This window comes from Ilumatobacter sp. (genome assembly GCF_965215205.1).
Classification (GTDB): Bacteria; Actinomycetota; Acidimicrobiia; order Acidimicrobiales; family Ilumatobacteraceae; genus Ilumatobacter_A.
The window spans coordinates 380,601-404,923 of record NZ_OZ244049.1 but is presented as its reverse complement, the minus strand read 5'-3'; the positions used below and the strand labels follow the sequence as shown (position 1 = coordinate 404,923).

Below are 24,323 nucleotides of genomic sequence, written 5' to 3'. Positions count from 1 at the left end.
GCCGAAGGACGCAGTAGCGTGGACGAACTCGACGAGCGACGTCGACGACGACGTGGCAGCGAGAGGTGCGGCACGATGACGACCGCGACGAGGGCGTTCCGACGGATCCTGTTCGTCGATCTGCAGGGCGGGGCCGAACCGAGCCGGGGCGCGATCGACACGGTCGATCTCGCTCGTCGTCTCGACGCCGCCGTCACCGTCCTCGACGTGGTCGGTCGCGATCACCGTGGCCCCGTCGGCTCCTTCCCCGGTCGACCCCGGAACCGACAGGCGGCGGTGGATCGCGCGCTCGCCTCCTCCACCGTGCGGCTGGACTCGTGGCGACGGCAGCTCGGCGGTCCCGTCCGGTGCGCCGTCTCCGTGCGCACCGGGCACCGTTCGGAGGCGGTGCGGCGCGAGGTCGCAGCGGGCGACCACGACGTCGTCGTCGTGTCGTCGCAGGGACGACGCGCCGTCGTGCAGACGATCCGCCACCTGCTCCGATCGTGTCCCCGTCCTCTGCTCGTGATGCGCGACGGTGCGCTCACCGGCGACGTCATCGCGCTCGTCGACGTGCACGACGACGACGACGAGATGGAGCGCGTCGTCACGGCCGCCGGAGCGCTCGCCGCCGCGCTCGACCGGCGCAGCCACGTGGTGTGCGCGGTCCCGCGGGGCGACCGCGTCGGCGAGTGGAGCGGACGCGCCGGCACCGGACCGGCGACGACGACGACGGGCGCGACGCCGTCCACCCTCACCGACGTCCGCCGCCGGGTCTGCGCGTGCGTCGACCGCGCGCAGATCACGTCGCGACCGACGGTGCACGTCGCGCTCGGCCCCGTCGTCGCCACCGTCGATCGAGAGTCCGACATGGACGACGCGACGCTGATCGTGATCGCCCGCAGCGGGCGGCGCGCGCTGTCGGCACGGATCGTGGGGAGCCTGGCGGAGCGGCTCCTCGCCTCGACCACGCGATCGGTCCTCGTCCTCGAACCGCGACCGCCGTCGCGCCATCCGACCACGAGTGCGGACGTCGCGTCGCGGAGATCTCCTCGGTGGCGCTCGCGGGGTCCGCGGGGCCCGTCGCTCCCGCCCCGCTCGCGCACCTGACGTCGAACGCGCCGACGGGGCCGGCCGGGCGGCGCGACTCGGCGGGCGCGATCGTCGCCTGACGTGTCCGACGGCCCCTGACGCTCGCCGCGCCGCCGCGGTCACCTACCGTCGAGCACGTGGCACGTCACCCCGAACTCGGCTTCTACACCCTGGCGGGTGCACCGGGGAGCCCCCGCGAGCTCCTCGACGAGGTGCGCGACGCCGAGGCCATGGGTCTCGGCGCGTGCTTCGTCTCCGAGCGGTTCAACGTGAAGGAGGCGTCGACGCTGTGCGGGGCGGCGGCGGCGGTGTCCGAGGAGGTCCGGATCATCACCGCCGCGACCAACCACAACACGCGGCACCCGATCGTCACCGCCTCCTACGCGACCACGATGCACTTCCTCACCGGGGGCCGCTTCACGCTCGGCATCGGGCGCGGCATCGCTCCGCTCCAGGACGCGTTCGGGATGTCGCGCATCACCACCGCCCAGATGGAGGACTTCGCCGGTCTGATGCGGCGGTTGTGGCACGGCGAGACGATCGTCGGGCACGACGGTCCCGCCGGCTCGTGGCCGGTGCTGCGACTCGACCCGGCCTTCGACGAGGACATCCCGCTCGGGATCGTCGCGTTCGGGCCGAACACCCTGGAGCTCGGCGGGAGGGCGTTCGACGACGTGATCCTGCACACGTTCTTCACCGACGAGACGCTCGTGCGCTGTGTCGAGACGGTGAAGCGCGCCGCCGAGCGCGCCGGGCGCGACCCCGCGTCGGTGCGCGTCTGGTCGTGCTACGCCACGGTCGGCGACCACCTCCCCGAGCCGCTCCGGCTGAAGAAGACCGTCGGCCGGCTCGCGACCTACCTGCAGGCCTACGGCGACCTGATGGTGTCGACCAACGACTGGGATCCGACCGTGCTCGAGCGGTTCCGCTCCGATCCGTTCGTCTCCGGCTTCCGCGGGTCGATCGACGCGACGGCGACGACGGAGGAGCTCGAGCACGTCGCGACCCTCCTGCCCGAGGAGTGGTTGGCCCCCGCCGCCACGGGGTCGCCCGAGCGCTGCGCGACCGCCGCACGGGGCCAGCTCGACCTCGGTGCGGACGGCGTGATCCTCCACGGCGCCTCCCCGACCGATCTCGCCCCGATCGTCGAGGCCTACGCCCGGTCGAGCACCGCGCCGCCGCCCGGCTGACGCGTCGCGACGTCGCCGCGCGATCGGCGACGGCTCCGACCCGGCGCCGCCGGCCACGATGCCCGGAGCGGCCGACGACGGGTCGCCACCCCGCGGTGGCGATCAGCGAGCGGGGAACCGCCCGGCGCGTGACATCTGCCCCGGGACCTCGCGGCCGACGAGCTCGCCGACGAACTCGGCGGCACGCATCAGCCGGTCGAGGTCGAGACCGGTCGAGATGCCCGAGCGCTCGAGCACGTACACCAGGTCCTCGGTCGCGATGTTCCCGGTCGCGTCGGGGGCGAAGGGGCACCCCCCGATGCCCCCGACCGAGGCGTCGAGGGTGACGACGCCGGCGTCGATCGCGGCGAGCGCGTTCGCGTAGCCGGTGTTGCGGGTGTTGTGGAAGTGAGCGCGCAGCGCGGTGCCGGGTGCGGCGCGGCGGCATCGGCCGAACAGGTCGTGCACCTGGGCCGGCACCCCGACGCCGATCGTGTCCGCCAGCGCGATCTGAGCGGGCCGCAGCTCCCCCACCCGTCCCGCGATCGCCTCGACGTGGCCGGGATCGACCTCGCCCGAGAACGGGCAGCCGAACGCCGCGCTCAGCGTCACCGTCATCGGGATCCCGGCCTCGGCCGCCCGACCGGCGACGACGTCGGCGACGTCGAGCATCGCGCCGGTGGTCATGCCCTGGTTGCGCTCGCTGAACGCGTCGGTGACGACGACGATCACGTTGATCTCGTCGCAGCGCGCCGCGACGGCCCGGTCGAACCCGCGCTCGTTGAGCACGAGCCCCTGGTGCACGACGCCCGCCGGCCGGGCGACCGCGGCCATCACCTCGTCGGCGTCGGCGAGCTGGGGGACGGCGGCCGGGTGGACGAAGCTCGTCGTCTCCAGGCGGGTGACGCCGGCGTCGAGGAGGCGGTCGATCAGTTCCACCTTCGCCACGGTCGGCACGGGAGCCGGCTCGTTCTGCAGACCGTCGCGGGGTCCGACCTCGAGCACCTCGATCGAGTCGGTCACGGGTGGCCCGTGCCGCTGCTCGTCACCCGCCGAGGTCGGCGCAGCGCTCGCTCGACCGGCGTCGCGACGCCGAGCGACGACGTCGGTTCGCGTCGCGGCGGCGCATCGCGGTCGTGGTGCTCGTCCTGGCGCCCCATCGCGACGACGGTAGAGCGCCGGGCCTCCCGGTTCGCACCTCCGAGCGCGCTCGTCGCCCCGGCGCGGCCCGAGGCTGCGTACATTCCGGTGATGCACGCACCTCCCGACGGGCAGCCCGACGACGACGCGGAGATCGCCGCCGCCGCACCGGACGTCCGCGCGACCGATGGCGTGGCGGGGGCGGCGCCACGATGAGCGGGCCCCTCGACGACGTCACGGTGATCGAGCTCGGCCAGCTGCTGGCGGGCCCGTACTGCGGCCAGCTGTTCGCCGACTACGGCGCGACGGTGATCAAGCTCGAGCAGCCCGGCGTCGGTGACCCCCTGCGCAAGTGGGGCCGCGAGCGCGTCGACGGAGAGACCCTGTGGTGGCCGATCGCGGCGCGCGGCAAGCGATCCGTCACCTGCGACCTGCGCGACGAGCGCGGCCAGGAGATCGTGCGGCGCCTCGTCGCCGACGCCGACGTGATCGTCGAGAACTTCCGCCCCGGGACCATGGAGCGGTGGGGGCTCGGCTGGGAGGAGGTCTCCGCGATCAACCCGCGCCTGGTGATGGTGCGCGTCTCTGGGTACGGCCAGACCGGCCCGTACTCGTCGCGCCCCGGCTACGCGTCGGTCGGCGAGGCGATGGGCGGGTTGCGCTACGTGATGGGCGACCCGTCGACGGCGCCGAGCCGGGCCGGGATCTCGATCGGCGACTCGCTCGCCGCGATCTACGCCACGATGGGTGCGATGGCCGCCCTGCACCAGGTCGGCATCACCGGGCGCGGCCAGGTCGTCGACGCCTCGATCTACGAGTCGGTGCTGGCGGTGATGGAGTCGCTGATCCCGGAGTACACGATCGGCGGGTTCACCCGTGAGCGGACGGGCCCGATGCTGCCGAACGTCGCGCCGTCGAACCTCTACCCGACGCGCGACGGCGAGTGGGTTCTCATCGCGGCCAACCAGGACAGCCTCTTCGCCCGGTTGTGCGCCGCGATGGGTCGCCCCGAGTGGGTCGACGACCCGCGCTTCGTCGACCACCTCGCCCGCGGCGCGAACCAGGCCGAGCTCGACGGGCTGATCGCGGAGTGGACCTCGACGATGACCGCGTCGGAGGTCCTCGACGCGATGATCGAGCACGAGGTCGCCTCCGGCGGCGTGTACCGGGCCCCCGACATGCTCGCCGACCCCCACTTCCGCGAGCGGGAGTCGATCGTCGAGGTCGACCACCCGCGCCTCGGATCGTTCGCGATGCAGAACGTGTTCCCCCGCCTCTCCGAGACGCCGGGTTCGATCTCGTGGGTCGGCCCGGAGCTCGGGGAGCACAACGACGAGGTGCTGTCGGGGGTGCTCGGCTACTCCGACGACGAGCTCGAGGCGCTGCGCGCCGACGGCGTGATCTGACGGCGTGATGTGACGGCGCGGTCCCGGGACGGCCGCCCCGCGGTCGCGGATCGTCAGGCGAGGCAGCGCAGCGGGCGTCCGCCGTTGAAGGCGATCATGTCGCCGATCGCAGCGGCGAGGTCGATCGGCGCGCCGGGTTCGGCACCGCCCATCTCGAACATCGCCCGGTGCAGGTTGCCGACGATCCGCTCCGGGTCGGTCAGGTGCGCGAACCGACCGAGATCGGCGTCGCGCGCCGCTTCCAGCGGGGCGGCTCCGGCGTCCACCGCCGTGCGCGCCAGCTCGAGGACGAAGCGGTCGTAGTCGGCGAGCCCGTCGAGCACCGACGGGTCGCAGACGGGTCCGTGGCCGGGGACGACCACCTCGGCGTCGAAGCTCCGCAACCCCTCGATCGCACGCAGCGAGCCCTCCACCGAGCCCATCAGCATGAACGGGGTGCCGCCGTTGAACACGAGGTCGCCGGCGAACAGGACGCGCTGGTCGGGGAGCCACGCGACCACGTCGTTGTCGGTGTGCGCGGGCGTCCCCAGGTGGCGCAGCTCGATGGCGAACCGACCGGTGTGCACGTGCATCAGGTCCGAGAACGTGACCATGGGCGGAGCGAGCGTGAGCTCTCCCCACTCCGGCGGCTCGGGGTCTCCGAAGACGCCCGGGTGGTGCTCGATCCCCGCCGCGATCATCGCCGAGCGGCATCGGTCGTGGCCCACGATCGCGGCCGGGTGGGTGAAGGAGTTCCCGTGCGTGTGGTCTCCGTGGTGGTGGGTGTTGACGAGGATCCGGATCGGCTGGTCGGTGACCGCCGCGACGTGGTCGAGGAACAGCCGGGTGCGCCGCTCGGTCGCGCAGGTGTCGATCGCGACCACCCCCTCGTCGCCGACGACGAACCCCGCGTTGTTGATCCACCACGTGCCGTCGGGCTGGATGTAGGCGTAGACGCCGTCGGCGACCTGCTCCAGGCGCGGGGGGTCGAGCTCGCCGTGGTCGTGCAGGTGGGCGCTCATCGACCCAGCGTCGCAGATCGCCGCCCGCCACGGCGCCGCCGGGCGACGGGCGCCCGTGCGTCTCCCCGGCCCCCGATCACGAGACGGTGCTGCGGACCCCGGTGGAGCGTGCGGGCGGGAGCAGTCGATCCGGACGCCCTCTTCCGCCGCGTCGATCTCGAGCCGGTCGTCGGGGCGGGCCGGGTCAGACGAGGGGACGGCCGCGGCGTCGGCGCACCGCGTTGCGCACCGGGGTGCGGACCTTCTCCACCGCGAGGTAGAAGACCGGGAAGGCGACGAGGACCATGATCGTCGAGCTGATCAGCCCGCCGATCAGGGTGAACCCGAGCGACTCCCAGAAGGGGTCGCCGAGCGCGAGCGGGAGCAACCCGGCGACGGTGGTGATCGTGGTCGCGACCAGCGGACGGAAGCGCTGCTCGACTGCGTCCGCGATCGCCTCCCCGGGCCGCAGGCCCTCGCGGCGGGATCGGTTGGCGGCGTCGACGAGCAGGATGCTGTTGTTCACCACCACCCCGATCAGCGCGATGAACCCGATCCCGACGAAGAAGCTGATCGGGTTCCCGCTGAGGCTCAGCGCGGTGAACACGCCGAGGAAGCTGAACGGGATCGCGACGAAGATCAGCAGGGGCTGCACGATCGAGCGGAACTGCACGACGAGGAGGACGAACATCAACCCGAGCGCGATGACGAGCGCCCGACCGAGGGAGGCGAAGTCGTCCTGGTTGTCCGACTCCTGGCCGTAGTCGAACCCGATCGCGTCCTCGGCGAGGCCCCGCTCGGCGAGCGCGTCCGCGTCGTACGCGTCGCGCACGAGGGCCTCCGTGGCGTCGAGGTTGTTCGTCAGGTCGTCGGTCGAGAACGCGGCGCGGACCTCGATCTGGCGCTCGCCGCCACGGCGGTACACCGTCCCCTCGCTCGAAACGATCGCGTCCTCGACGACGGTGGGCTCGCCACCGGGCTTGTCGAGAGCCGCGCCGACCAGCCGGTCGCGCAGGTCGACGGCGAGCTCACGCCCGGCGGCGACGTCGTCGCCGACCGAGATCTGCGCCGCGAACGGGAAGTCGTCGACCGGCGGCCCGTTCTCGATCACCGCGACCGACAGGCGCGCTCCGTCGACGGCTGCGAGACGCTCCTCCAGGCGCTCGACGTAGGTGGGCGCGGTCGTGCCACGCTCATCGAAGGGCGTCAGATCGACGAGCGTGGACAGCCGTCGCTCGTCGCCGTCCACGTACTGGGACCGCACGAGGTCGTCGCCGAGCGTGTCGAGCACGATCGCGTCGATGTCGTCGGCGACCTCCTGGGCTCCGTCGATCGTCGTGCCCGGATCGAAGTCGGCGCTCAGCAGCAGCGAGTTCGCGTCGTCGGTCGGGGGGAAGATGTTGAACCCGACCGTCGACGCGACGCGGAACGAACCGAGCACGGTCCCGACGGCGACGGCGAACACGGCGACGCCCACCACGATCCCCTTGGGACCGTGGCTCGACGGGTACTCGGCGAGGCGACCGAGGCCGTGCGCGACGCTGCGCTCGGCGCGGATGATCGGGTTGTCCGGCGCCGACCCACGCAGCAGGAAGGGCGGGGCCACGGCGGAGATGAACACGATCGAGAAGACGAACGACAGCACCAGGGTGAGGATCACCGTGGCCGGGATCGCCCGGATGAACTCGCCGAGCACCCCCGACACGAACAGCATCGGCGCGAAGACGAGCAGTGTGGTGAGCGTCCCCGAAAGCGAGGCCGTGCCGACCCGGTCGATCGCTCGGCGGACGACGCCGACCGGTGTCGCCGCGCCGCCGCGGTTGGCGTCGATCGACTCCGAGATGACGATCGCGTCGTCGACCAGCAGACCGAGGGTGAGGATCAGCCCGAACAGGGTGATGGTGTTCAGCGAGTAGCCGAGGAACCACAGCCCCCCGAGCGCGGCCATCATCACGGTGGCCATGAACGCCCCGGTGACGACCGAGACGCGCCACCCGATCAGGGCGAGGCTGACGATCGCGACCGCCACCAGCCCCTGGAGCAGGTTGACCGTGAGCGAGCCGATCTGGGTGCGGATCTCGTCGGCGAAGTCGGCGGTGATCGCCGCCTCGTAGCCCTCTGCCAGGACGTCGGCGTCGTCGAGCAGAGCGCCGATCTCGTCGCTGAACCCGAGCACGTCGAGATCGGTGTCCGCCGAGCGCACCAGGCCGATCGCGATCGCCTCGTCGTACGCGCCGCTGCCGTCGAAGGCGACCCGGACGAACCGCGTCCGGCGCACCTCGCTCTCCCCCGTCTCGGGGTTCGCGCCCTCGGTCAGCAGCTCGCGCACGTCGGCTCGCTCGACGCCGTCGCCCTCCTCGAGGCGCTCCTCCAGCAGGCGAGCCTGGGCCTGGAGATCCTCGGCCGACGCACCGTCGGGTCCGCTGACCGCCACGAGGAGGTCGTACACCTCGAGGAACTTGGTCGCCTCGACCGGCCGGACGGTCAGCGTCGACTCGTCCGGGAGGTCGATCGCGACCGAGTCGAGGAGCTCGGCCCCCTGCGGTGAGGTGAACCCGTCGTCGAACTCGGTGACGACGGTGAACCCGTTGGCCCGCGCGAAGGTCTGGACCTCGACGACGCCGTCGACCGCGGCGTAGGCCTCCTGGAGGGGCACGGCGATGTCGGCGTCGACCACCTCGGGGTCGTCGACGAAGTACGAGCCGTCGGCCACCACGATCGGGAGGTCCACGGGCGGGAAGCCCTCACGGGCGAGCCCCCCGGCGTAGGCGACGACCCCGACGGCCAGGACCGCGATCCAGACCGCGAGGGTCGCCTTCCACCGCGACGCCGCGGCCGTGGCGAGCGAGGTGATCACCGACCGTCGCGACGACCCCTCTCCCTCCGTCGGTCCCCGGGTGGGGTCGTCGGCGGTCTCGTCGGGTGCGGCGCCGTCCGACATGGGCGCGACGGTAACGGCGAACGGCGGCCGTCGCCCGCGACGGGTCGATCGTCACCGGCGCCGACCCTCGACGGCTGCGTCGGCCGACGGGCGCGCCGACCGGGGATCTGCGGCATCCGAGCGCACCTGGCCTGCGGGTCGCCCGGTGGATCGTCAGGTGTAGATGCCGGGCGGCGGGTCCCACCCGGTGAGGACGTGGCGTCCGATCTCCTCGTGCTTCCGATCGATCGGGTCGTGGAGCGACAGGGTGCGGGCGTCGCGCCCTCGTTCTGAAGGTGTGCGGTGCCGATCGGATCAGCGAGGACCACGTACTCGCTGGCTGGCCCGTGGCCGGCACGACGGTCGGTCTCATCGCCTGCGCGGCATCCGGCGGGGCGACGACCGGTCTGGGGTGCCGGTCCGAGCGCCGAGAGGCCGATCACGAGCGGCGCGGCGCTCGCGTGATCGGTGTCGTCGCGAGCGCCGAGATCGTCGTGCGTCCACGTCGAGTGCACCGAGTCCGACGTCTCGTCATCGTCGCGTGCGCGAGGATCCGCTGATGCAGGGATTGGCGCAAGTGAACCTGATCGTCACCGACCTCGGGCGAGCGAAGGAGTTCTGGGATGTCCTCGGCTTCGCGTGGACTCCGAGAGGGCATCCCGAGGCTGCAGTCATCGAGTTCGCGAGCGGGATGAGACTCGTCGTGCACGAACCCGGCTTCGCCCGACTCTGGGACCCGGCGTACGCCGGTCCCGCGGCAGGCTCGACCGTCATCGATGTCAACGTGGTGAGCCGAGCCGAAGTCGACGATCTCCACGATCGAGTCGTCGCCGCGGGATTCAGGAGCAGCGTCGAGCCGTGGGACACGTTCTTCGGTGCGCGCTACGCCATCGTCTGCGACGCCGACGGACACCGGATCGGCGTGAAGAGTCCACAAGACCCGTCTCGCTCGTACCCGCTCGACGAGGAGTCGACGCGACGCTCGTGAGCACGGCCGGGGTGCGGCGACCTCGCGTGCGCTCCGGCATCAGGATCGCCGCCGTCGGTCGACCTCGTCGTTCTCGAACTGGTCGCGGTGCCGTCGAGTGCGACACGCCCGTTCGCGCTGGAAGCGAGTCGTCGCGACGGGGTCGATGGCGAGCCGTGCGATCTCGCCGAGACAGGGCTCCGGTGGGGCGGGGACGGCGCTCGCGAGATCGTGGTTCCGGATGACTCCCGAGACCGTCTGCTCGTCGACGATCGCACCGACGAGCCCCGAGCGGCGCTCGGGACGACTGCGACGCACCCCCATGGGCACACTCCTGCGATGACGCCCGACGAGGAGCTGGCAGCGGCGGGTGCCGCACCGACCCGAGACCAGGCGGCCGTGGCGATGCCGGCGGGGGGTCGCTACCGGGGTGCCGGCGACGAGATCGCGCTCGACCTGCGCGTGGACGCCGAGCTGAACATCGTCAGCGGCGATCTGTACGCGATCACCAGCCGACCGGGCTCCGACGAGCCGCTGGTCGGCTACGCGGCCTCGTTCCGCACCTCGCCCCCTCTCGACGCGTCGCTGCCGTCGGCGATCCTCGCCGAGGACGATCTCGGCGGGCGGACGACGGGCTCGATGCTCCTCGACGGTCCCGCTCCCGGTCGGGGCGGGGGCGGCGCCGTGACCGTGACGGTCGTCCTCGACGGCGGCCTGAACGGCATCGGGAGCCGGCGACCGATGACGGTCGTCGCCGAACGGGTCGGCGACCTGCTCCGGCCGATCGTGCTCGAGATCGACCGCGAGCGCGACGTGGCGGAGATCGCGCCCGTCGTCGACGACGGCGGGGTCGTGCGCACCCTCCCCGGGGTGCTCGCCGGGGCCGGCCTCGACCCCGTCGTCGACGACCGCGACGACCCGATCCCGGTGAAGGACGCCGGCTGGGACACCGCCGAGCTGCACGCCCTGATGGTCGACGTCGCCGACCGCCCGGTCGATCGCCCCGCGTGGGGCCTGGGGCTCCTCGTGCTGGGCTCGGCCGACGAACGACAGCGCGGGCTGCTGGGGGTGATGTTCGACACGACGCCTCAGCTCCCCCGCCAGGCGGCCGCCGTCTTCGCGACGGCCGTGCGCGAGCTGCGCCCCGACGACGCCGACCGCAAGCTGATGCAGACCACGGTCCACGAGATCGGGCACGCGCTGAACCTCGCCCATCGCTTCGAGCGCGAGGTCGGACGGGCCGATTCGTTCTCGCACATGGCATACGACTGGCGCCACGTCGGCGGTCCCGAGGTGTTCTGGGAGGGGTACGACTACCGGTTCGACCCCGACGAGCTCGCCTTCCTCCGCCACGGGCGACGCCGCGACGTCATCCCCGGCGGGGCGCCGTTCCACTCGGTCCGCTACTGGGCCGACGGCGGCGGCGGTTCGAGCCCCTACGTCCCCGAGGCGCCGCTCGCTGGCGTCTCGCTGCTCCTCGACCCGCCCCCCGCGTCACTCACCACCGCCGGCCCGCTGTTCGGGTTCGGTCAACCCGTCTACCTGCAGGTCCGCTTCCGCAACGACCTCGACGTCTCCATCGAGGTGCCCCATCAGCTCCTCGACCACAAGGTCGGTCTGCTCGAGGTGCTCATCCGCCGCCAGCGCCCCGGCGATCCCAGCGGGATCGTCGACGCCGACGCCTTCCGACCCGTCGCCCAGCGCTGCGTCGACGTCGACCCCGGCGTCGCCCGGACCCTCGACCCGGGCGACGAGATGACCGACAACCTGAACCTCACGTTCGGGGCGAGCGGCTTCGGGTTCGCGGAGCCGGGGCGCTACGAGGTGACGGCGCTGCTCGTCGTGCCCGAGATCCGCGACGGCCAGGTTGTGCGCGAGTACGTGGCCGCCTCGGCACCGCTGCCGGTGACGATCGCTCATCCCGTGTCCGCGCTCGACGAGATCAGCGCCGTCGAGCTGCTCGATCCCGAGGTCGGCACCTGGTTCGCGCTCGGCGGCGCCCCGGCGCTCCGACGCGCCGGCGATCGCCTCGACGCGCTGGCGGAGCGTCGTGGCGGCGACCCGAACCGTGATCCGGTGGTCGCGGCGATCGTGCGGGCGCAGGCGTTCGAGGCGCTGCGCTCCCCGATCCGCTACGAGCGCTCGACCGACACCTTCCGCAGCGAGCCGAGTCGACCCGAGCTCGCCGTCGAGCGACTCCGACGCCTCGACGCCGGCGCTCTCGCCTCGTTCGACCCGTCCACCGCGGCCGGCACCCGTCGACTCGCCCGCGACCTCGAGCAGCGGATGTGATCGCGGCGATCCCGCCCCGTCCGGGTCCGGCCACTCGACGAGCGCGTAGCCTCGGTGCCGTGATCCTCGGCGCCACGACCTCGACGGGCCGCTGACGTGGCCTCCGCGGCGGATCTCGCGAAGCTCCGGACGCCACCCCCCGACTTCGGCCGCGTGACGGTGAGGTCGATCGATGCGCTGACCCCGCACCTGCGTCGGGTCGTGCTCGGCGGCGACGCTCTCGACGGCTTCGAGATCGAGTCACCGGCGGCGAGCGTGCGGATCCTGGTGCCCGAGCCCGGCGCCGACGAGCTCGTGCTCCCCGAGTGGCAGGGCAACGAGTTCCGCTACGCCGACGGGGAGCGCCCGAGCATCCGGACCTTCACCCCGCGCTCGTTCGACCCCGAGGGGCTCGAGCTCACGATCGACGTCGTCGAGCACTCCGGCGGCGTGGTGTCGAGCTGGGCCCGCGCCGCCTCGCCGGGCGACCAGGCGGCGTTCTCGGGTCCGGGTCGCGGGTTCGCGCTCGACCCCGAGACCTCCGGCTACCTCCTCGCCGGCGACGAGACCGCTCTCCCCGCGATCGCCCAGCTCGTCGAGTGGATCCCCGACGACGTGCCGATCCGGGCGATCGTCGAGGTGCGCGACGGCGACGCCCGCCTCCTCGGGCTCGACGACGCCCCCCACGTGGAGGTCGACTGGGTGCTCACCGGTGACGAGCGCGGGAGCGAGGTGCTCGACCGGCTCGGCGCCGCGGAGATCGACGGCGGCACCGCCGTGTGGGTGGCCGGTGAGGCGGCGGTGATGCACGCCGTGCGCTCGCTGCTGCGCGACGAGCGCGGCATCGAGCGGGCCCGGATGACGGTCCGTGGGTACTGGAAGGACCGCCGGTGACGCGGCCGGGTGCCGCCGTCAGATGTTGGTCATCCCGCCGTCGACGCGGATCGTCTGCCCGGTGACGTAGCTCGCGTCGCGGGACGCGAGGAAGCAGGCGACGGCCGCGATCTCCTCGGCCTGCCCCCACCGCCCCATCGGCACCCGCTTCGCGAACCCCTCGCGCACCGACTCCTCGCCGAGCCGCTCGAAGGTCGGCTCCCACATCTCGGTGTCGACGAGACCGGGCGCGACCCCGTTCACCCGGACCCCCTTCGACGCCCACTCGTTCGCGAGGTTCTTCGTCAGCGTGTCGAGACCGCCCTTCGAGGCGGCGTAGGCGCCCTGGGTCCCACCGGCCCCGGTCGCCGCGGTCGAGGAGATGTTCACGATGCTGCCCCGCGCGGCGAACAGCGGCTTGGCGAACGCCGACGACAGCACCAGCACCTGGCGCAGGTTGACGAACAGGGTCTCGTCGATCGCCCGGCCGGTGACCTTCGACGCGGGCTCGTTGCGCTCGACCGCCGCGTTGTTCACCAGCACGTCGAGCCCGCCGAACTCGGCGAGCACGGTGGAGGAGATGATCTCGACCGATTCCTCGCTCGACAGGTCCGCCGCGACGACGAGCGGGCGGTTCGCGAGCTCCGCGGCGATCGCCCCGAGGCGGTCCGCCGACCGCGCGACCAGCGCCACCCGGGCACCGCCGGCGTCGAGGCGACGCACGATCGCCTCCCCGATGCCGCGGCTCGCGCCGGTGACGAGGGCGTGGACGCCGGTGAAGTCGTGGGCCATCCGCCGCACGGTAGGAGACCGATCGCGCCGAGGTCCGGTCGGGACCTCCCCGCTCGGTGCACGTCGGCCCGGTGCTCGTCACCGGCGGTAACGTGGAACCGCGGGCCGGACAGGAGCGTCAGAGCACCATGTCCCCCCGTACCCGACCACGACCCACCTCGGCGGCACGCGCCGCTCGAGCTGCGACCGCCGCCGTGTCGTTCGCGGCTCTCGCCGCATCGGCGTGCGGCTCGTCCGACGACGGGCGCGCCGCCCCGGTCAGCGCGTCGTCCATCTCGGCCGCGGCGCCCGATGCGACCGCGCACACCGCGAGCGGCACCGCCGCGCCCCCACGAGCACCGACGACGGAGACCGATGTGACGCACAGCGAACCGACCACCCCCCCGCCCACCGACACCGATCCCCGGCAGTCGGTGCCGTCGAGCCCCGAGGAGACGGTGCCGTCGAGCGCTCCCGCGACCCCGACCACCACCTCGATCACGACGCCCGCGACGTCACCGCAGACCTCTCCCGCAGGCGGTTCGTCTCCGGGGTCGGCGACCGGTCAGGCGTGGCCGACCGGATCCGAGGCGCTGGGTCGGGCGGCGGTCGACGACACGGTCGAGCGCCTCGGCGTCGACCCCGACGCCGTCGAGGTCGTGGTGGTCGAGGAGGTCACCTGGCGTGACTCCTCCCTCGGATGCCCGCGCAAGGGGATGCAGTACCTGCAGGTGCTGACCCCCGGGGTCCGCGTCGTGGTCGAGGTCGACGGTCGACGCCGGTCGTACCACGGCACCTCCGAGCGCGACCTCTCCTACTGCGCCGTCCCCCAGGACCCGCTCGGATCCTGATCGAACCCCCGGGGAACCCGGATCGGGCCGACGCGGGTCTCCCCGCACCGGCCCGATCGAGCGCTCGTCAGCTCCCCGACGAGCCGTCGTCGAACACGTCGGTCCGGGCGTCGACCTTCACGTCGAAGCCCCCGTCGCTCTTCGCCCGCTCGGGGTCGACGACAGCGGCGTCACCGGTCTCGATGTCGACCAGCGTGAGCCCGAGCAGCTCGGCGCCCCGTGAGTGCGACACCGCACCCAGGTGGTCGACGCCCGCTTCGAGCCCCTCCCACGAGGCGACGATCGTGGCCGTCGCTCCGAGCTCGGCGGAGGCCGGCGCGGAGGTGATCTCCATCGGCCCGGTCCCGGCCTCGAGCGGCACGGACCAGGTCCGCACGCCGAAGCCGACCTCGGTCCCCACCGTCTGCCACCCGTGGACGTAGAGCGTCCAGGTGTCGTCGGGCGGGAGCGGGACGTCGATCAGCTCGTTCGTCCCCGGTGAGGTCGACGTGGCGACGATCGTCCCCGTCGAGTCGGCGAGGTAGAGGTCGAGGTCCGCACCGGGCGTCGGCGGCGACAGGTCGCCGTCGTCGAGCGCGATCCGCAGGTGAGCGACCCCGTCGGTGCGGATCTCCAGCGCCGTCGTGCCCTCCGGATCGGCGGGGTCGAACTCCTGATCGGAGTCCTGCTCCACCGTGCCCGACCGCACGACGGGTGCGACCGGACCGTGCGCAGCGGCCGCGTACTCGCCGGTGTACCCGAACTCGACCGGGATCTCGACCGACCCGGAGGTCCCCTCACCGCTCACCTGCTCGGGCGCCGAGAAGAGCAGCGCGCGGACCGCGATCGGGCTGCGGACCTCGTAGGACCCGCTCTTCCAGGTGAGCGAACCGAACGCCCAGGTGTCGACCGGGGCGCTCACGTTGGTGAAGGTCACCTCGAACGTCGCCGACTCCCCGGGCTCCAGGCGGAGGCGGGACGGAGACACCGAGACGTCGAACCCGGCGGGTGCCTCGACGACGGCGTGGAACACGCGTCGCCGATCGGCGACCGACGTCACCGTGCGCTCGACGGTGATCGAACCCGGGATCGCTCCCGCGCCGATCGACGCGAGGTTGAGGTTCGCGGCGTCGGTCGGCACGCCGGCGGCCTCGAACTGCCCGCAGGTCGAGGCCGGGTCGATGAACACCGAGTCATCCGCCCCGCACAGGAACGCGAAGTAGTCGAAGACGTCGGCGTCGTACACCAGTCCCGGCTCGAACACCGAGCCGGCCTTCGACGCCCTACCGGACGGGTCGATGTGGCCCGCGCCCATGTCGAAGGGGTCGGCGGGGGTCACCCCGTCCTCCTTGAACACGTCCTGACGGGCGGTGGTCATCACCGCGGACTTGGCCATCGCGGCAGTCCACTCGGGGTGCGCCTGTCGCAGCAGCGCGAACAGACCCGCCACGTGCGGGCTCGACATCGACGTCCCGGAGATGGACTGGAACAGCTGCCCGGGCGCCCCGCTGGTCGGGACGGGGGTGTGCCCGGCGAGGATGTTGACCCCCGGTGCGGTGACGTCGGGCTTGATGACGTCCTGCGCGACGACGTTGTCGCCGCGTGAGGAGAAGTCGGCCATCACCGACCCCTGCGTCGGTCGGGCGGTCCCGGCCGACAGCGAGGCCGTCGCTGCGGCCCCGGCGGCGTCGATGTAGGCCTTGACGGCCGACCCGGTCGTGAAGTTCACGTGCGTCGACGGGACGAAGTGGAGGTCGGTCACGAGCGCCTGCGCGTCGTTCGGGTTGTACAAGATCATCCCGGCCCCGCCCGCTTCGGCCACGGCCCGGCTCTTGTCCACCCGGGCGATCACCCCACGCAGGCAGAGCACGACCGCTCCGGTGACGTCGCCGGTGAAGCCCACATCGGGTTCGCAGAGCTCGTTGCCGAGGTCCTCCGCGTCGACGAGCGGCGCGACGCCGTCGGTCCCGGCGGTGATGCTGACGCCGGTGGCGATCTGGCCACCACCGAGTCGCACGACGTTCTGGAAGGTGCGGTCGTGGGTGCTGGCACCCACCGAGGTGATCCACGGGACGCTGGCCGGTCCACCGACCGTCTGCGGCCCCGGTCCGCTGTTGCCGGCGGAGGTCGCGACCCACACGTTCGCGTCGGCGGCGAACAGGAACGCGAGGTCGGTCGGATCGGTGAGGGTCGGGCCCCCGCCGATCGAGTAGTTGATCACGTCGACCCCGTCGGCCACGGCGGTGTCGATCGCCCCGACGAGGTCGGCCGTGAAGCACCCGAGATCACCGCACACCGAGTACGCGATGACGCGGGCGCGCGGTGCGACCCCGCTCACCTCGCCACGGTCGATCCCGAAGATGCTGGCATCGACGCCGCGGTTGCCGACGGCGGTGGCCGCGGTGTGGGTGCCGTGGCCGTCGTAGTCGCGCGCCGAGTCGAACGTCTCGGGCCCGACGAAGCGGCGGTACGAGTTGCGCGCGTCGCGCGCTCCGAGCAGTTTGTCGTTGCACTCGAAGGGAGCGTCGTCGGGGTTGTACTCGGTCTCGCCGAACTCGCAGGGGACGTCGTCGAAGCCGTCGAGGGTGGGGTAGGAACCGTCGTCCGCGAACGAGGGGTGCTCGGGCCAGATGCCGGAGTCGATGACGCCGACCACGACGTCCTCACCGACGTAGCCGGACTCCCACGCTCCCCTGCGGTCGGTCAGACCGAGGAACTCGGGCGACACGTCGGTGTGCAGTTGGCGCAGCTCGTTCGGGACCACCTTGGCGACGTCGGCCGAGCGCTGGAGGTCGACGACCTCGGCCGTGGTCAGCTCGGCCTCGAAGCCGTTGAGCACGTAGGTGTAGCTCTCGCCGATGTCGGCGGAGTCGATCGCCGCCTCGGCGGCGACCTCGGCCTGCTCCTCCTCGAGGTGCTCGACGTACTGCTCGACGTCGGGGTCATCGGTGTCGAGCTTCTCGCCGTCCGAGACGGCCGTCGCAGCGAGGCCCGGCTCGCCTCCTGCGTACGCCACCACCGGATCGTCGGCGAGGAGGACGACGTAGGACTCCTGCGTCGCATCGGGCTGAGCTTCGGCGATCCCGTCGCCGATCGCTCCGAGCCCGACCAGGCCCGGGATCGTCGCGAGGAGGACGCCGGCGCGACCGCGCCGCGTCGAGAGCGTCGCTCGCCCGGGGGGGCGAGCACCGGGAGAACCGGGATCGTGTGCTGGGTCGAACCGTCGTGTCACCGTTGCCTCCGAGTCTGCGCTGCCCGCCGCTTCCTGGATGGCGACGCAAGCTACCTCTGCGCGCGGGGATGTGACCACGCTGTGCGTCCAACTTCTGGTCCGACTCCACAGATTGCAGTCGTGGTGTCACGAGCTGCGCTGGGGCGCACCCCGTGCCCGCACCGCGTCACCCCCTGGCGAACGGTCGCCGTGCGAAGCGATCGGCGATCCGGAGGTACCCGGCGGGTGTCGGGTGGAGCCCGTCGACGAGGTCGTCGGCGTCATCGGGGCCGAACAGCTCCAACCCGTCGAGGTAGGAGATGCGGCCGTCACCCGCCGCCGCCCGGGCCTGCACCGCTGAGCGCAGCGCAGCACGGATCGCGGTCAGCGTCGGTCGTCCGAACAGGGCGCCGGCGGGCGTCCCCTTCGCCTCGATGCGACCCGAGTCGGTGAGGACCGTCGGGCCCGGCACGTCCTCGACGGCCGGGCAGTGGATCGGCGACACCACGAGCACGGGGGTCCGCGGGTGGCCGTCGCGGACGGTGTCGATGAAGCCGTGGACGGCCGAGGTGAACGTCCGCAGCGTCATGGAGTCCGCGTTGACGACGTTGATCCCGAGCTCGAGGCTGATCCGATCGGCGGGGAGGTCACGGATCGTGCGCGCGCTGAACTGATCGAGGTGGCACTGCCCCGCGAGGCCCAGGTCGACGAGGTGGAGACCGGCCGCCGACGCCACGGTCGCCGGCCACGTCTCGGTGGGGCGCTCCGACTCGAGGCAGTGCGAGATGGAGCTCCCGTGGTGGACCCACCGTGGCCGTTCATCGGCTGGCGCCGCCGCCACCGTCGATCCGTCGGGCACCCGGATCGAGTGGATCTCGACGCCGGCGGCGTGGGGCAGCCAGATCTCGACGACCGACATCTCGCCCGGGAGCCCGCCCAGCACGACCTCGCCCGGCCCGCCCGCGATCAGCTCGGCCCCGCCGTCCAGGTCGACCGCGACGACGTGGCCGTGATCGGCCCGCACCGAGTCGACGCGACGATCATCGACGACGAGATCGAACGTCGCGGGGAGCGGATCGGCGCCGCCGAGCGCGAGCCGAGTCGGGGTGCAGCCCAGCGTGAGCTCGGGCGCGTCGGTCGCCACCACCAGGCGGACGCCCGACGACATCGCCTGCACGAACGCGACCTCCACCGGGTGCTGGTGGGCGAGCGCGGGGTCGAGGCGCTGCGGCGAGATGCCCGATCCGGTGTCGCCGGTGTCGAACGCGCCATCGACGCGCACCCGGCCATCGGGGAGATCGATCCTCACACGCCGAACGTAGCGACCACGCGGCTGCGGTCCCACCGACCGCGGGCCCCCGACCTAGCCTCGTCCCCGGAGCGCCCTCCGTCGACGGTCGCCCCCAGGACCCACCCCGAGGAGGATCGACGTCCATGGACCACGATCTCGTCACCGCAGCGCGCAGCCAGCACATCGCCGACCTGCTGCGCCGGTCGGCCCACCGACGTCCGGGCCACCGCGCCCTGGTGCACGACGGCGGGGTGGACACCTTCGCCGAGCTCGACGCCACGGTCACCCGCGTGGCGGGCGCGATGCGCGCCCGGGGCGTGGGCCGGGGTGACCGGATCGTGATGTTCGCCCACAACTCGCGCGACTTCGTCGTCCACTACTTCGCCCTCGCGCGCCTCGGGGCGATCTCGGTCCCCGCCAACTTCATGCTCAACTCCGACGAGCTGGCCTACATCGTCGGCCACGCCGAACCGGTCGGCTACGTCGTCGAGGACGTGCTCGCGGAGACGATGCGCGCCGCGTGGTCCTCGGCGATGGGCGACGCGACGCCCCGGCTGGCGGCGTGGATCGCGACCCCCGACGGTCCGGGCGCCCCCGACGGGCACCTCGACGCTGCCGCGCTCGCCGCCGACGGGGACGACGACCCGATCGAGGTCGCGATCGGCGACGACGACGTGATCCAGATCATGTACACCAGCGGGACCGAGTCCCGTCCGAAGGGCGTGGCCCTCACCAGCCGGATGCTTATCGCGCAGTACGTGAGCTGCATCGTCGACGGGGGCATGAGCGCGGACGACGTCGAGATCCACTCCCTGCCCTTCTACCACTGCGCCCAGCTCCACTGCTTCTTGACCCCCGACGTGTACCTGGGGGCGACGAGCGTGATCCTCCCCGGGCCGGACCCCGAGCTGATCTGCGCGGCGGTCGAGCGCGAACGGGCGACGAAGCTGTTCTGCCCGCCCACGGTGTGGATCTCCCTGCTGCGCTCGGAGGCGTTCGAGCGCCACGACCTGTCGTCGTTGCGCAAGGGCTACTACGGGGCGTCGATCATGCCGCTCGAGGTGCTGCGCGAGATCGGCGAGCGGCTCCCCGACGTCGACCTGTGGAACTTCTACGGCCAGACCGAGATGTCGCCGTTGGCGACGATCCTGCGGCCCCACGAGCAGGTGTCGAAGGCCGGCTCCGCCGGCGTCGCCGCGCTGAACGTCGAGACGCGGGTGGTCGACGACGACGACGAACCGGTCGGGGTCGGCGAGATCGGCGAGATCGTCCACCGCAGCCCCCAGGCGACGACCGGGTACTGGAACGACGAGGCGAAGACCGCCGAGACCTACCGCGGCGGCTGGTTCCACTCCGGCGACCTCGGGGTGCTCGACGACGACGGCTACCTGACGATCGTCGACCGGAAGAAGGACATGATCAAGACCGGAGGCGAGAACGTCGCGAGCAAGGAGGTCGAGGACTGCCTCTTCGAGCACCCCGCGGTCGCCGAGGTCGCCGTGTTCGGGACCCCCGACCCGCACTGGATCGAAGCGGTCACGGCCTGCGTCGTGCTGCGCGCCGGCGCGACGGTCGACGACGGCGAGCTGATCGGGTTCGCCCGCCAGCGCCTGGCGGGCTACAAGACGCCGAAGCACCTCCACGTGGTCGACGAGCTCCCGAAGAACCCGAGCGGCAAGATCCTCAAGCGCGACCTCCGCACCCGCTTCGCCGACACCTGAGCGGACCAGCGTCGCACCACGGACCACCGTCGCACCACGGGTCGCCGTCGCGCTACGGGTCAGACCCGTAGCGCGACGCGACGGCATCGCAGCCGGGGTCGGGCCCGTGGTGAAGGGCGGCGAGGTCCGGTGGCGGGGGCAGCGGGGGCGGTCGCTACGGTGACCCGCACGGTGCCGGGGGCGCCGGGGTCGGGGGGTCCATGAGGTTCGGACTGGCGTTCGCCAGCAGCATCGGCATCGAGCAGGAGCAGGCGCTCGCCGTCTGCCGCACCGCGGAGGAGGCGGGGTTCGAGTCGCTGTGGGGCGGGGAGCACGTGGTGCTGCCCTCGACGATCGACTCGCCGTACCCCTACAGCGCCGACGGGAAGATCCCCGCCGAACCCGACACCCCGATCCCCGACCCGCTGATCTGGCTCGCCTTCGCGGCGGCGGCCGCGCCGACGATGCGCCTCGGCACGTGCATCCTGATCGTCCCGCAGCGCAACCCGCTCGTGCTCGCGAAGGAGCTCGCGACCCTCGACCGCATCTCGGGTGGCCGCGTGGAGCTCGGCCTCGGCGTCGGGTGGCTGCGCGAGGAGTTCGACGCCCTCGGGGTGCCGTGGGAGCGGCGCGGAGCCCGCAACGACGAGTACGTCGAGGCGATGCGGGCCCTGTGGGCCGGGCCGCACGCCGAGTTCCACGGCGACTTCGTCGACTTCGACCCGGTCACGTGCAGCCCGAGACCGGTCCAGGACACGATCCCGATCCTCGTCGGTGGCGACACCGACGCCGCGATCTCGCGCGCCGTGCGGATCGCGGACGGCTACTTCCCCGGCGAGGGCGACCTCGAGCGCCTCGAGGGCCTGGTGGCGAAGGTGCGGCGAGCCTGCGAGGACGCCGATCGCGACCCCGACGCGATCGAGATCAACGCGATGTTCGGGGCGCACCTCGCGAGCCCGGCCGAGGGGGTCGAGGCGATGGAGAGCATCGGTGTGAACCGGGCGATGGTGCCGGCGTTCGCGTTCGCCGGCGACGGCGGCACGGACCGCCTGGCCGAGTTCGGCGAGACCATCGCGAGCGCCTCCACGACCCGCGCCCGGTGACCGCCGGCGCGCCGGCGCTCGGCGGAGCGAACCGACCGACCACGAGCACAGGAGACGAGATGGAAGCGTTCGATCTGACGGGACGGGTCGCCGTCGTGACCGGCGGCGGCCAGGGCATCGGCGAGGGGATCGCGACCAGCCTCGCGACAGCCGGTGCGAAGGTCGTGGTCGCGGCTCGCTCGCGCGACCGCATCGAGCGGGTCGCCTCCGACATCGAGCAGGCGGGATCGTCGGCGATCGCGGTGCCCACCGACGTCACCGACCGCAGCGCGCTCGTCGCGCTCGCGGACGCGGCCGTCTCGGAGTACGGCCGACTCGACGTGTGGGTGAACAACGCCGGCGGGTCGCCGGTGCGCTCACCGCTCGGCGAGCTGAGCGACGACGACTGGGACGCGTGCCTCGCGTTGAACCTCACCGCCGTCTGGCGTGCATCGGTCGTCGCCGCCGAGCGGATGGCCGAGGGCGGCAGCATCAACATCTCGTCCCCCGCCGGCGATCGCGGGGTCCCTGGCAGCGGCCACTACGCCGCCGCCAAGGCGGGGGTGAACTCGCTGACCAGGACGCTGTCGCTGGAGCTCGCGCCGTCGGTCCGGGTCAACGGGATCTCGCCGGGCTACGTGCCGACCCAGGTGATGATGACCGCCCTCGACACCGACGAGGACGCGCTCGAGGCGATGGCCGAGAAGCGCATCCCGCTCGCGCGCCTCGGGACCCCGGTGGACATGGGGTCCACCGCCGTCTACCTCGCGAGCGCCGCGGGGAGCTGGGTCACCGGCCAGACGATCATCGTCGCCGGCGGGCTCTGAGCCGGCGAGCCCCGTCGGCTCCGACCAGCGCGTCAGCCCCGCCGGCCGACCTCCTCGACCAGGGCCGCGTTGCGCACGTCGATCAGCTTCGGCAGGTACCACCCCAGCACGAGCTTCTCCGCGATCCACCCGGCCGGGCCGTACGGCGCGACGAAGCTCACGTGGTCCCACATCTCGGTGGACGACTCCCCCAGGGCGCGGAACGTGTGCTCGTGGCGGAACGAGCGGAACGGTCCGTCGATCTGCTCGTCGACGAAGCGGTGCGGCGGGTCCACCTCGCTGATGACCGTCGACATCGTCCAGGTCCGCCCGAAGTGCCGAGCCGACCAGGTGACGGTGTCGTCGAGGGACATCTCGCCGTGCTGCACCCCGCCGACGGCGCGCTCGTCGGACTCCTCGAAGGAGTGCTGGTGGAAGTCGACGTCGAGGGACGTCGCGTAGCAGACGTCCGGGCGAGCCGGCAGGATCGTGCACCGACGGAAGACGACCGTCACCGGTCGCCTCCGCCGGTGTCGGAACCGGCCAACGTCTCGGTGCTGGCCCGGATCGGCCCGACCCGGCGTCCCCCGGAGATCCGCACCGCCCGCTCGCACATCGCGCACCACATCGCGGTCTGCAGCTCCTTGCCGATCGGGACGACGAGGTGGAGCGAGGCGAAGCCGGCGTCGCCCGCGCGCGCCCACGAGCGCACGCGGAACGTGTAGGTGCCGACCTCGTCGGCGTCGGTCACCTCGAAGGCGATGTGGCCGGCCTCCATGTGCCCGGCGAGGGTCGACATCAGCACGCGGGTGTCCTCGACGACCTCCACCGTGCAGGGTCCGTTCCAGGGTCCCGGCAGCTCGACGACGACCTCGTCGCCGGCGCGCATGTTTCGCACCGGCCGGTCGTCGCGGACGAACGCCGCGGCCAGGTTCGACACGAAGTGGTTGGGATCGATGCGGAACTCGTGCATCAGTCGATCCGGCTCGACGACGGGATCGGCGATCTCGACCGAGTACGTCCGCATGACGATCGGACCGACGCCCCGCGAGCGCGGCTGCAGGCGTTCGTGGTGCTGGTGCTCGGGCGGGTCGACGCTCAACGCGGCGGTCTCGGTCTCGTCGCGCTCGACGTCGCGGGTTCGCCACGCGTGGCGGGCGATGAACACCGGAAGGGTCCACGCCGCGCGCACCCCGTTGCGCGCCGCCGAGTAGATCCCGGCGCCGTCGTTCGACCGCCCGCTCACCCCACGCCTCGCAGACCGTCGAACGCGGCCGACACGGCCTCCTGGAGGTGAGCGCGGAGCACGTCGAGCTGGGCGCCCACGGCGACGCCGCGCTCCACGATCCGGTCGTGGAGGTCACCCCCGACGACGCCCGAGACGCCGAGCGAGCTCCACAGCGTCGAGCGGGCGTGGCACCCGGCGACGAGACCCTCGAGTTCGACGACGGGGCTCAGCGGCGACGACCCGGTGAGCTGTCCGTTGGTCTTGAGCCGACCGAACTTCTCGGCGAGGCGGGCGCCGGCCGACTTGAGCGGGTCGATGCGCCCCCCGACCGCGTCGAGCAGCTCGTCGATCAGGTCGCGGTCGGTCGAGAGCTCGCCGACGTGGACGGTGAGGTCGTGGCCGAGCTCGGTGCCGAGGTTCGACGAGCGCGACCGCATCGCCAGCGCGAGCTCGCCGTCGACGAGGGCGCGGTGGTCGTTGAGGTGGATCGCGAACCGCGCGGCCGGGGTGGAACTGCTCAGGGATGTCACGGGGCTCCTGCGATGGACGGGGGTCGCCACGGCGGTGGCGCGGCTCCGACGCTAGATGGCATCCGTCGAGCGCGCGC

General features: G+C 72.6%; 20 protein-coding genes. 10 read left to right on the top strand and 10 right to left on the bottom strand.

Translation table 11 applies throughout. From position 1 onward, the window contains the following. Nucleotides 1-75 precede the first annotated feature (75 nt). Both ACOOHC_RS02010 and ACOOHC_RS02005 read left to right on the top strand, forming a co-directional pair. A complete protein-coding gene (locus tag ACOOHC_RS02010; RefSeq protein WP_420452345.1) occupies nt 76-1,089 on the top strand; it encodes a universal stress protein in 1,014 nt (337 codons plus the stop codon). A gap of 119 nt (nt 1,090-1,208) precedes the next feature. After that, nucleotides 1,209-2,261, top strand: coding sequence for a TIGR03857 family LLM class F420-dependent oxidoreductase (locus tag ACOOHC_RS02005; RefSeq protein ID WP_420452344.1), 1,053 nt, complete (start codon nt 1,209-1,211; stop codon nt 2,259-2,261). A 102-nt stretch (nt 2,262-2,363) separates the two neighbouring features. Here the strand turns inward: ACOOHC_RS02005 and ACOOHC_RS02000 are convergent, their stop codons facing one another. Together ACOOHC_RS02000 and ACOOHC_RS01995 are read right to left on the bottom strand one after the other, a co-directional pair. After that, the gene (locus ACOOHC_RS02000; RefSeq protein ID WP_420452343.1) at nt 2,364-3,263 is read right to left on the bottom strand and encodes a hydroxymethylglutaryl-CoA lyase; all 900 of its coding nucleotides are present in this window, start codon (nt 3,261-3,263) and stop codon (nt 2,364-2,366) included. Further along, nucleotides 3,260-3,400 carry a hypothetical protein gene (locus ACOOHC_RS01995; protein WP_420452342.1) on the bottom strand — a complete coding sequence of 47 codons (141 nt, stop codon included), beginning with the start codon at nt 3,398-3,400 and terminating at the stop codon, nt 3,260-3,262. The genes ACOOHC_RS02000 and ACOOHC_RS01995 overlap by 4 nt, the downstream gene beginning before the upstream one ends. 192 nt (nt 3,401-3,592) lie before the next feature. Between ACOOHC_RS01995 and ACOOHC_RS01990 the strand changes: the two genes are divergently transcribed. After that, on the top strand, nt 3,593-4,786 hold the full coding sequence (locus ACOOHC_RS01990; protein WP_420452341.1) for a CaiB/BaiF CoA transferase family protein: 1,194 nt from the start codon (nt 3,593-3,595) through the stop codon (nt 4,784-4,786). Between the two features lie 53 nt (nt 4,787-4,839). Here the strand turns inward: ACOOHC_RS01990 and ACOOHC_RS01985 are convergent, their stop codons facing one another. Both ACOOHC_RS01985 and ACOOHC_RS01980 read right to left on the bottom strand, forming a co-directional pair. Beyond that, nucleotides 4,840-5,787: an MBL fold metallo-hydrolase gene (locus ACOOHC_RS01985; RefSeq protein WP_420452340.1), complete on the bottom strand. Its 948-nt coding sequence runs from the start codon at nt 5,785-5,787 to the stop codon at nt 4,840-4,842. 184 nt (nt 5,788-5,971) lie between these two features. Continuing rightward, nucleotides 5,972-8,707 (bottom strand): efflux RND transporter permease subunit, encoded by a 2,736-nt coding sequence (locus ACOOHC_RS01980; protein ID WP_420452339.1) that lies wholly within the window; start codon nt 8,705-8,707, stop codon nt 5,972-5,974. Nucleotides 8,708-9,245: 538 nt separating this feature from the next. Between ACOOHC_RS01980 and ACOOHC_RS01975 the strand changes: the two genes are divergently transcribed. The 3 genes from ACOOHC_RS01975 to ACOOHC_RS01965 all read left to right on the top strand — a co-directional run bounded on the left by ACOOHC_RS01975 (nt 9,246) and on the right by ACOOHC_RS01965 (nt 12,818). Beyond that, complete coding sequence (locus tag ACOOHC_RS01975; protein WP_420452338.1) at nt 9,246-9,674, top strand: VOC family protein; 429 nt, start codon at nt 9,246-9,248, stop codon at nt 9,672-9,674. A 318-nt stretch (nt 9,675-9,992) separates the two neighbouring features. Then, complete coding sequence (locus tag ACOOHC_RS01970; protein WP_420452337.1) at nt 9,993-11,945, top strand: acetyltransferase; 1,953 nt, start codon at nt 9,993-9,995, stop codon at nt 11,943-11,945. 96 nt (nt 11,946-12,041) lie between these two features. After that, nucleotides 12,042-12,818: a siderophore-interacting protein gene (locus tag ACOOHC_RS01965; protein ID WP_420452336.1), complete on the top strand. Its 777-nt coding sequence runs from the start codon at nt 12,042-12,044 to the stop codon at nt 12,816-12,818. Between the two features lie 18 nt (nt 12,819-12,836). On the opposite strand, the gene ACOOHC_RS01960 is transcribed toward ACOOHC_RS01965, so the two are convergent. Then, entirely contained in the window at nt 12,837-13,589 is a 753-nt protein-coding gene (locus ACOOHC_RS01960) for an SDR family NAD(P)-dependent oxidoreductase (RefSeq protein WP_420452335.1), read from the bottom strand. Nucleotides 13,590-13,783: 194 nt separating this feature from the next. On the opposite strand from ACOOHC_RS01960, the gene ACOOHC_RS01955 reads away from it, so the two are divergent. Then, nucleotides 13,784-14,419: a hypothetical protein gene (locus tag ACOOHC_RS01955; RefSeq protein ID WP_420452334.1), complete on the top strand. Its 636-nt coding sequence runs from the start codon at nt 13,784-13,786 to the stop codon at nt 14,417-14,419. 67 nt (nt 14,420-14,486) lie between these two features. Here the strand turns inward: ACOOHC_RS01955 and ACOOHC_RS01950 are convergent, their stop codons facing one another. Further along, the gene (locus ACOOHC_RS01950) at nt 14,487-17,630 is read right to left on the bottom strand and encodes a S8 family peptidase (RefSeq protein ID WP_420452333.1); all 3,144 of its coding nucleotides are present in this window, start codon (nt 17,628-17,630) and stop codon (nt 14,487-14,489) included. A 166-nt stretch (nt 17,631-17,796) separates the two neighbouring features. After that, entirely contained in the window at nt 17,797-18,918 is a 1,122-nt protein-coding gene (locus ACOOHC_RS01945) for a GDSL-type esterase/lipase family protein (RefSeq protein ID WP_420452332.1), read from the bottom strand. 125 nt (nt 18,919-19,043) lie between these two features. Here ACOOHC_RS01945 and ACOOHC_RS01940 point away from each other — a divergent pair, with 125 nt between their 5' ends. The 3 genes from ACOOHC_RS01940 to ACOOHC_RS01930 all read left to right on the top strand — a co-directional run bounded on the left by ACOOHC_RS01940 (nt 19,044) and on the right by ACOOHC_RS01930 (nt 22,509). Next, nucleotides 19,044-20,621: a fatty acyl-CoA synthetase gene (locus ACOOHC_RS01940; protein WP_420452331.1), complete on the top strand. Its 1,578-nt coding sequence runs from the start codon at nt 19,044-19,046 to the stop codon at nt 20,619-20,621. Between the two features lie 200 nt (nt 20,622-20,821). Then, nucleotides 20,822-21,703 carry an LLM class F420-dependent oxidoreductase gene (locus tag ACOOHC_RS01935; protein ID WP_420452330.1) on the top strand — a complete coding sequence of 294 codons (882 nt, stop codon included), beginning with the start codon at nt 20,822-20,824 and terminating at the stop codon, nt 21,701-21,703. 59 nt (nt 21,704-21,762) lie between these two features. Further along, nucleotides 21,763-22,509 carry an SDR family NAD(P)-dependent oxidoreductase gene (locus ACOOHC_RS01930; RefSeq protein WP_420452329.1) on the top strand — a complete coding sequence of 249 codons (747 nt, stop codon included), beginning with the start codon at nt 21,763-21,765 and terminating at the stop codon, nt 22,507-22,509. Between the two features lie 32 nt (nt 22,510-22,541). Here ACOOHC_RS01930 and ACOOHC_RS01925 read toward each other — a convergent pair whose 3' ends face one another. From ACOOHC_RS01925 to ACOOHC_RS01915, 3 genes are read right to left on the bottom strand one after another with little or no spacing between them, the layout of a single operon-like run. Beyond that, nucleotides 22,542-23,003, bottom strand: coding sequence for an SRPBCC family protein (locus tag ACOOHC_RS01925; protein WP_420452328.1), 462 nt, complete (start codon nt 23,001-23,003; stop codon nt 22,542-22,544). Beyond that, a complete protein-coding gene (locus tag ACOOHC_RS01920) occupies nt 23,000-23,734 on the bottom strand; it encodes a DUF1990 family protein (RefSeq protein ID WP_420452327.1) in 735 nt (244 codons plus the stop codon). Before ACOOHC_RS01920 ends, ACOOHC_RS01925 begins: the two co-directional genes overlap by 4 nt. Further along, nucleotides 23,731-24,246, bottom strand: coding sequence for a hypothetical protein (locus tag ACOOHC_RS01915; RefSeq protein ID WP_420452326.1), 516 nt, complete (start codon nt 24,244-24,246; stop codon nt 23,731-23,733). The genes ACOOHC_RS01920 and ACOOHC_RS01915 overlap by 4 nt, the downstream gene beginning before the upstream one ends. Nucleotides 24,247-24,323: the final 77 nt, after the last annotated feature.

Coding starts and splice junctions, on each gene's coding strand:
- ACOOHC_RS02010 (WP_420452345.1), top strand. CDS start 76: ATGACGACCGCGACGAGGGCGTTCCGACGGATCCTGTTCGTCGATCTG.
- ACOOHC_RS01995 (WP_420452342.1), bottom strand. CDS start 3,400: ATGGGGCGCCAGGACGAGCACCACGACCGCGATGCGCCGCCGCGACGC.
- ACOOHC_RS01990 (WP_420452341.1), top strand. CDS start 3,593: ATGAGCGGGCCCCTCGACGACGTCACGGTGATCGAGCTCGGCCAGCTG.
- ACOOHC_RS01985 (WP_420452340.1), bottom strand. CDS start 5,787: ATGAGCGCCCACCTGCACGACCACGGCGAGCTCGACCCCCCGCGCCTG.
- ACOOHC_RS01980 (WP_420452339.1), bottom strand. CDS start 8,707: ATGTCGGACGGCGCCGCACCCGACGAGACCGCCGACGACCCCACCCGG.
- ACOOHC_RS01975 (WP_420452338.1), top strand. CDS start 9,246: ATGCAGGGATTGGCGCAAGTGAACCTGATCGTCACCGACCTCGGGCGA.
- ACOOHC_RS01970 (WP_420452337.1), top strand. CDS start 9,993: ATGACGCCCGACGAGGAGCTGGCAGCGGCGGGTGCCGCACCGACCCGA.
- ACOOHC_RS01960 (WP_420452335.1), bottom strand. CDS start 13,589: ATGGCCCACGACTTCACCGGCGTCCACGCCCTCGTCACCGGCGCGAGC.
- ACOOHC_RS01940 (WP_420452331.1), top strand. CDS start 19,044: ATGGACCACGATCTCGTCACCGCAGCGCGCAGCCAGCACATCGCCGAC.
- ACOOHC_RS01935 (WP_420452330.1), top strand. CDS start 20,822: ATGAGGTTCGGACTGGCGTTCGCCAGCAGCATCGGCATCGAGCAGGAG.
- ACOOHC_RS01930 (WP_420452329.1), top strand. CDS start 21,763: ATGGAAGCGTTCGATCTGACGGGACGGGTCGCCGTCGTGACCGGCGGC.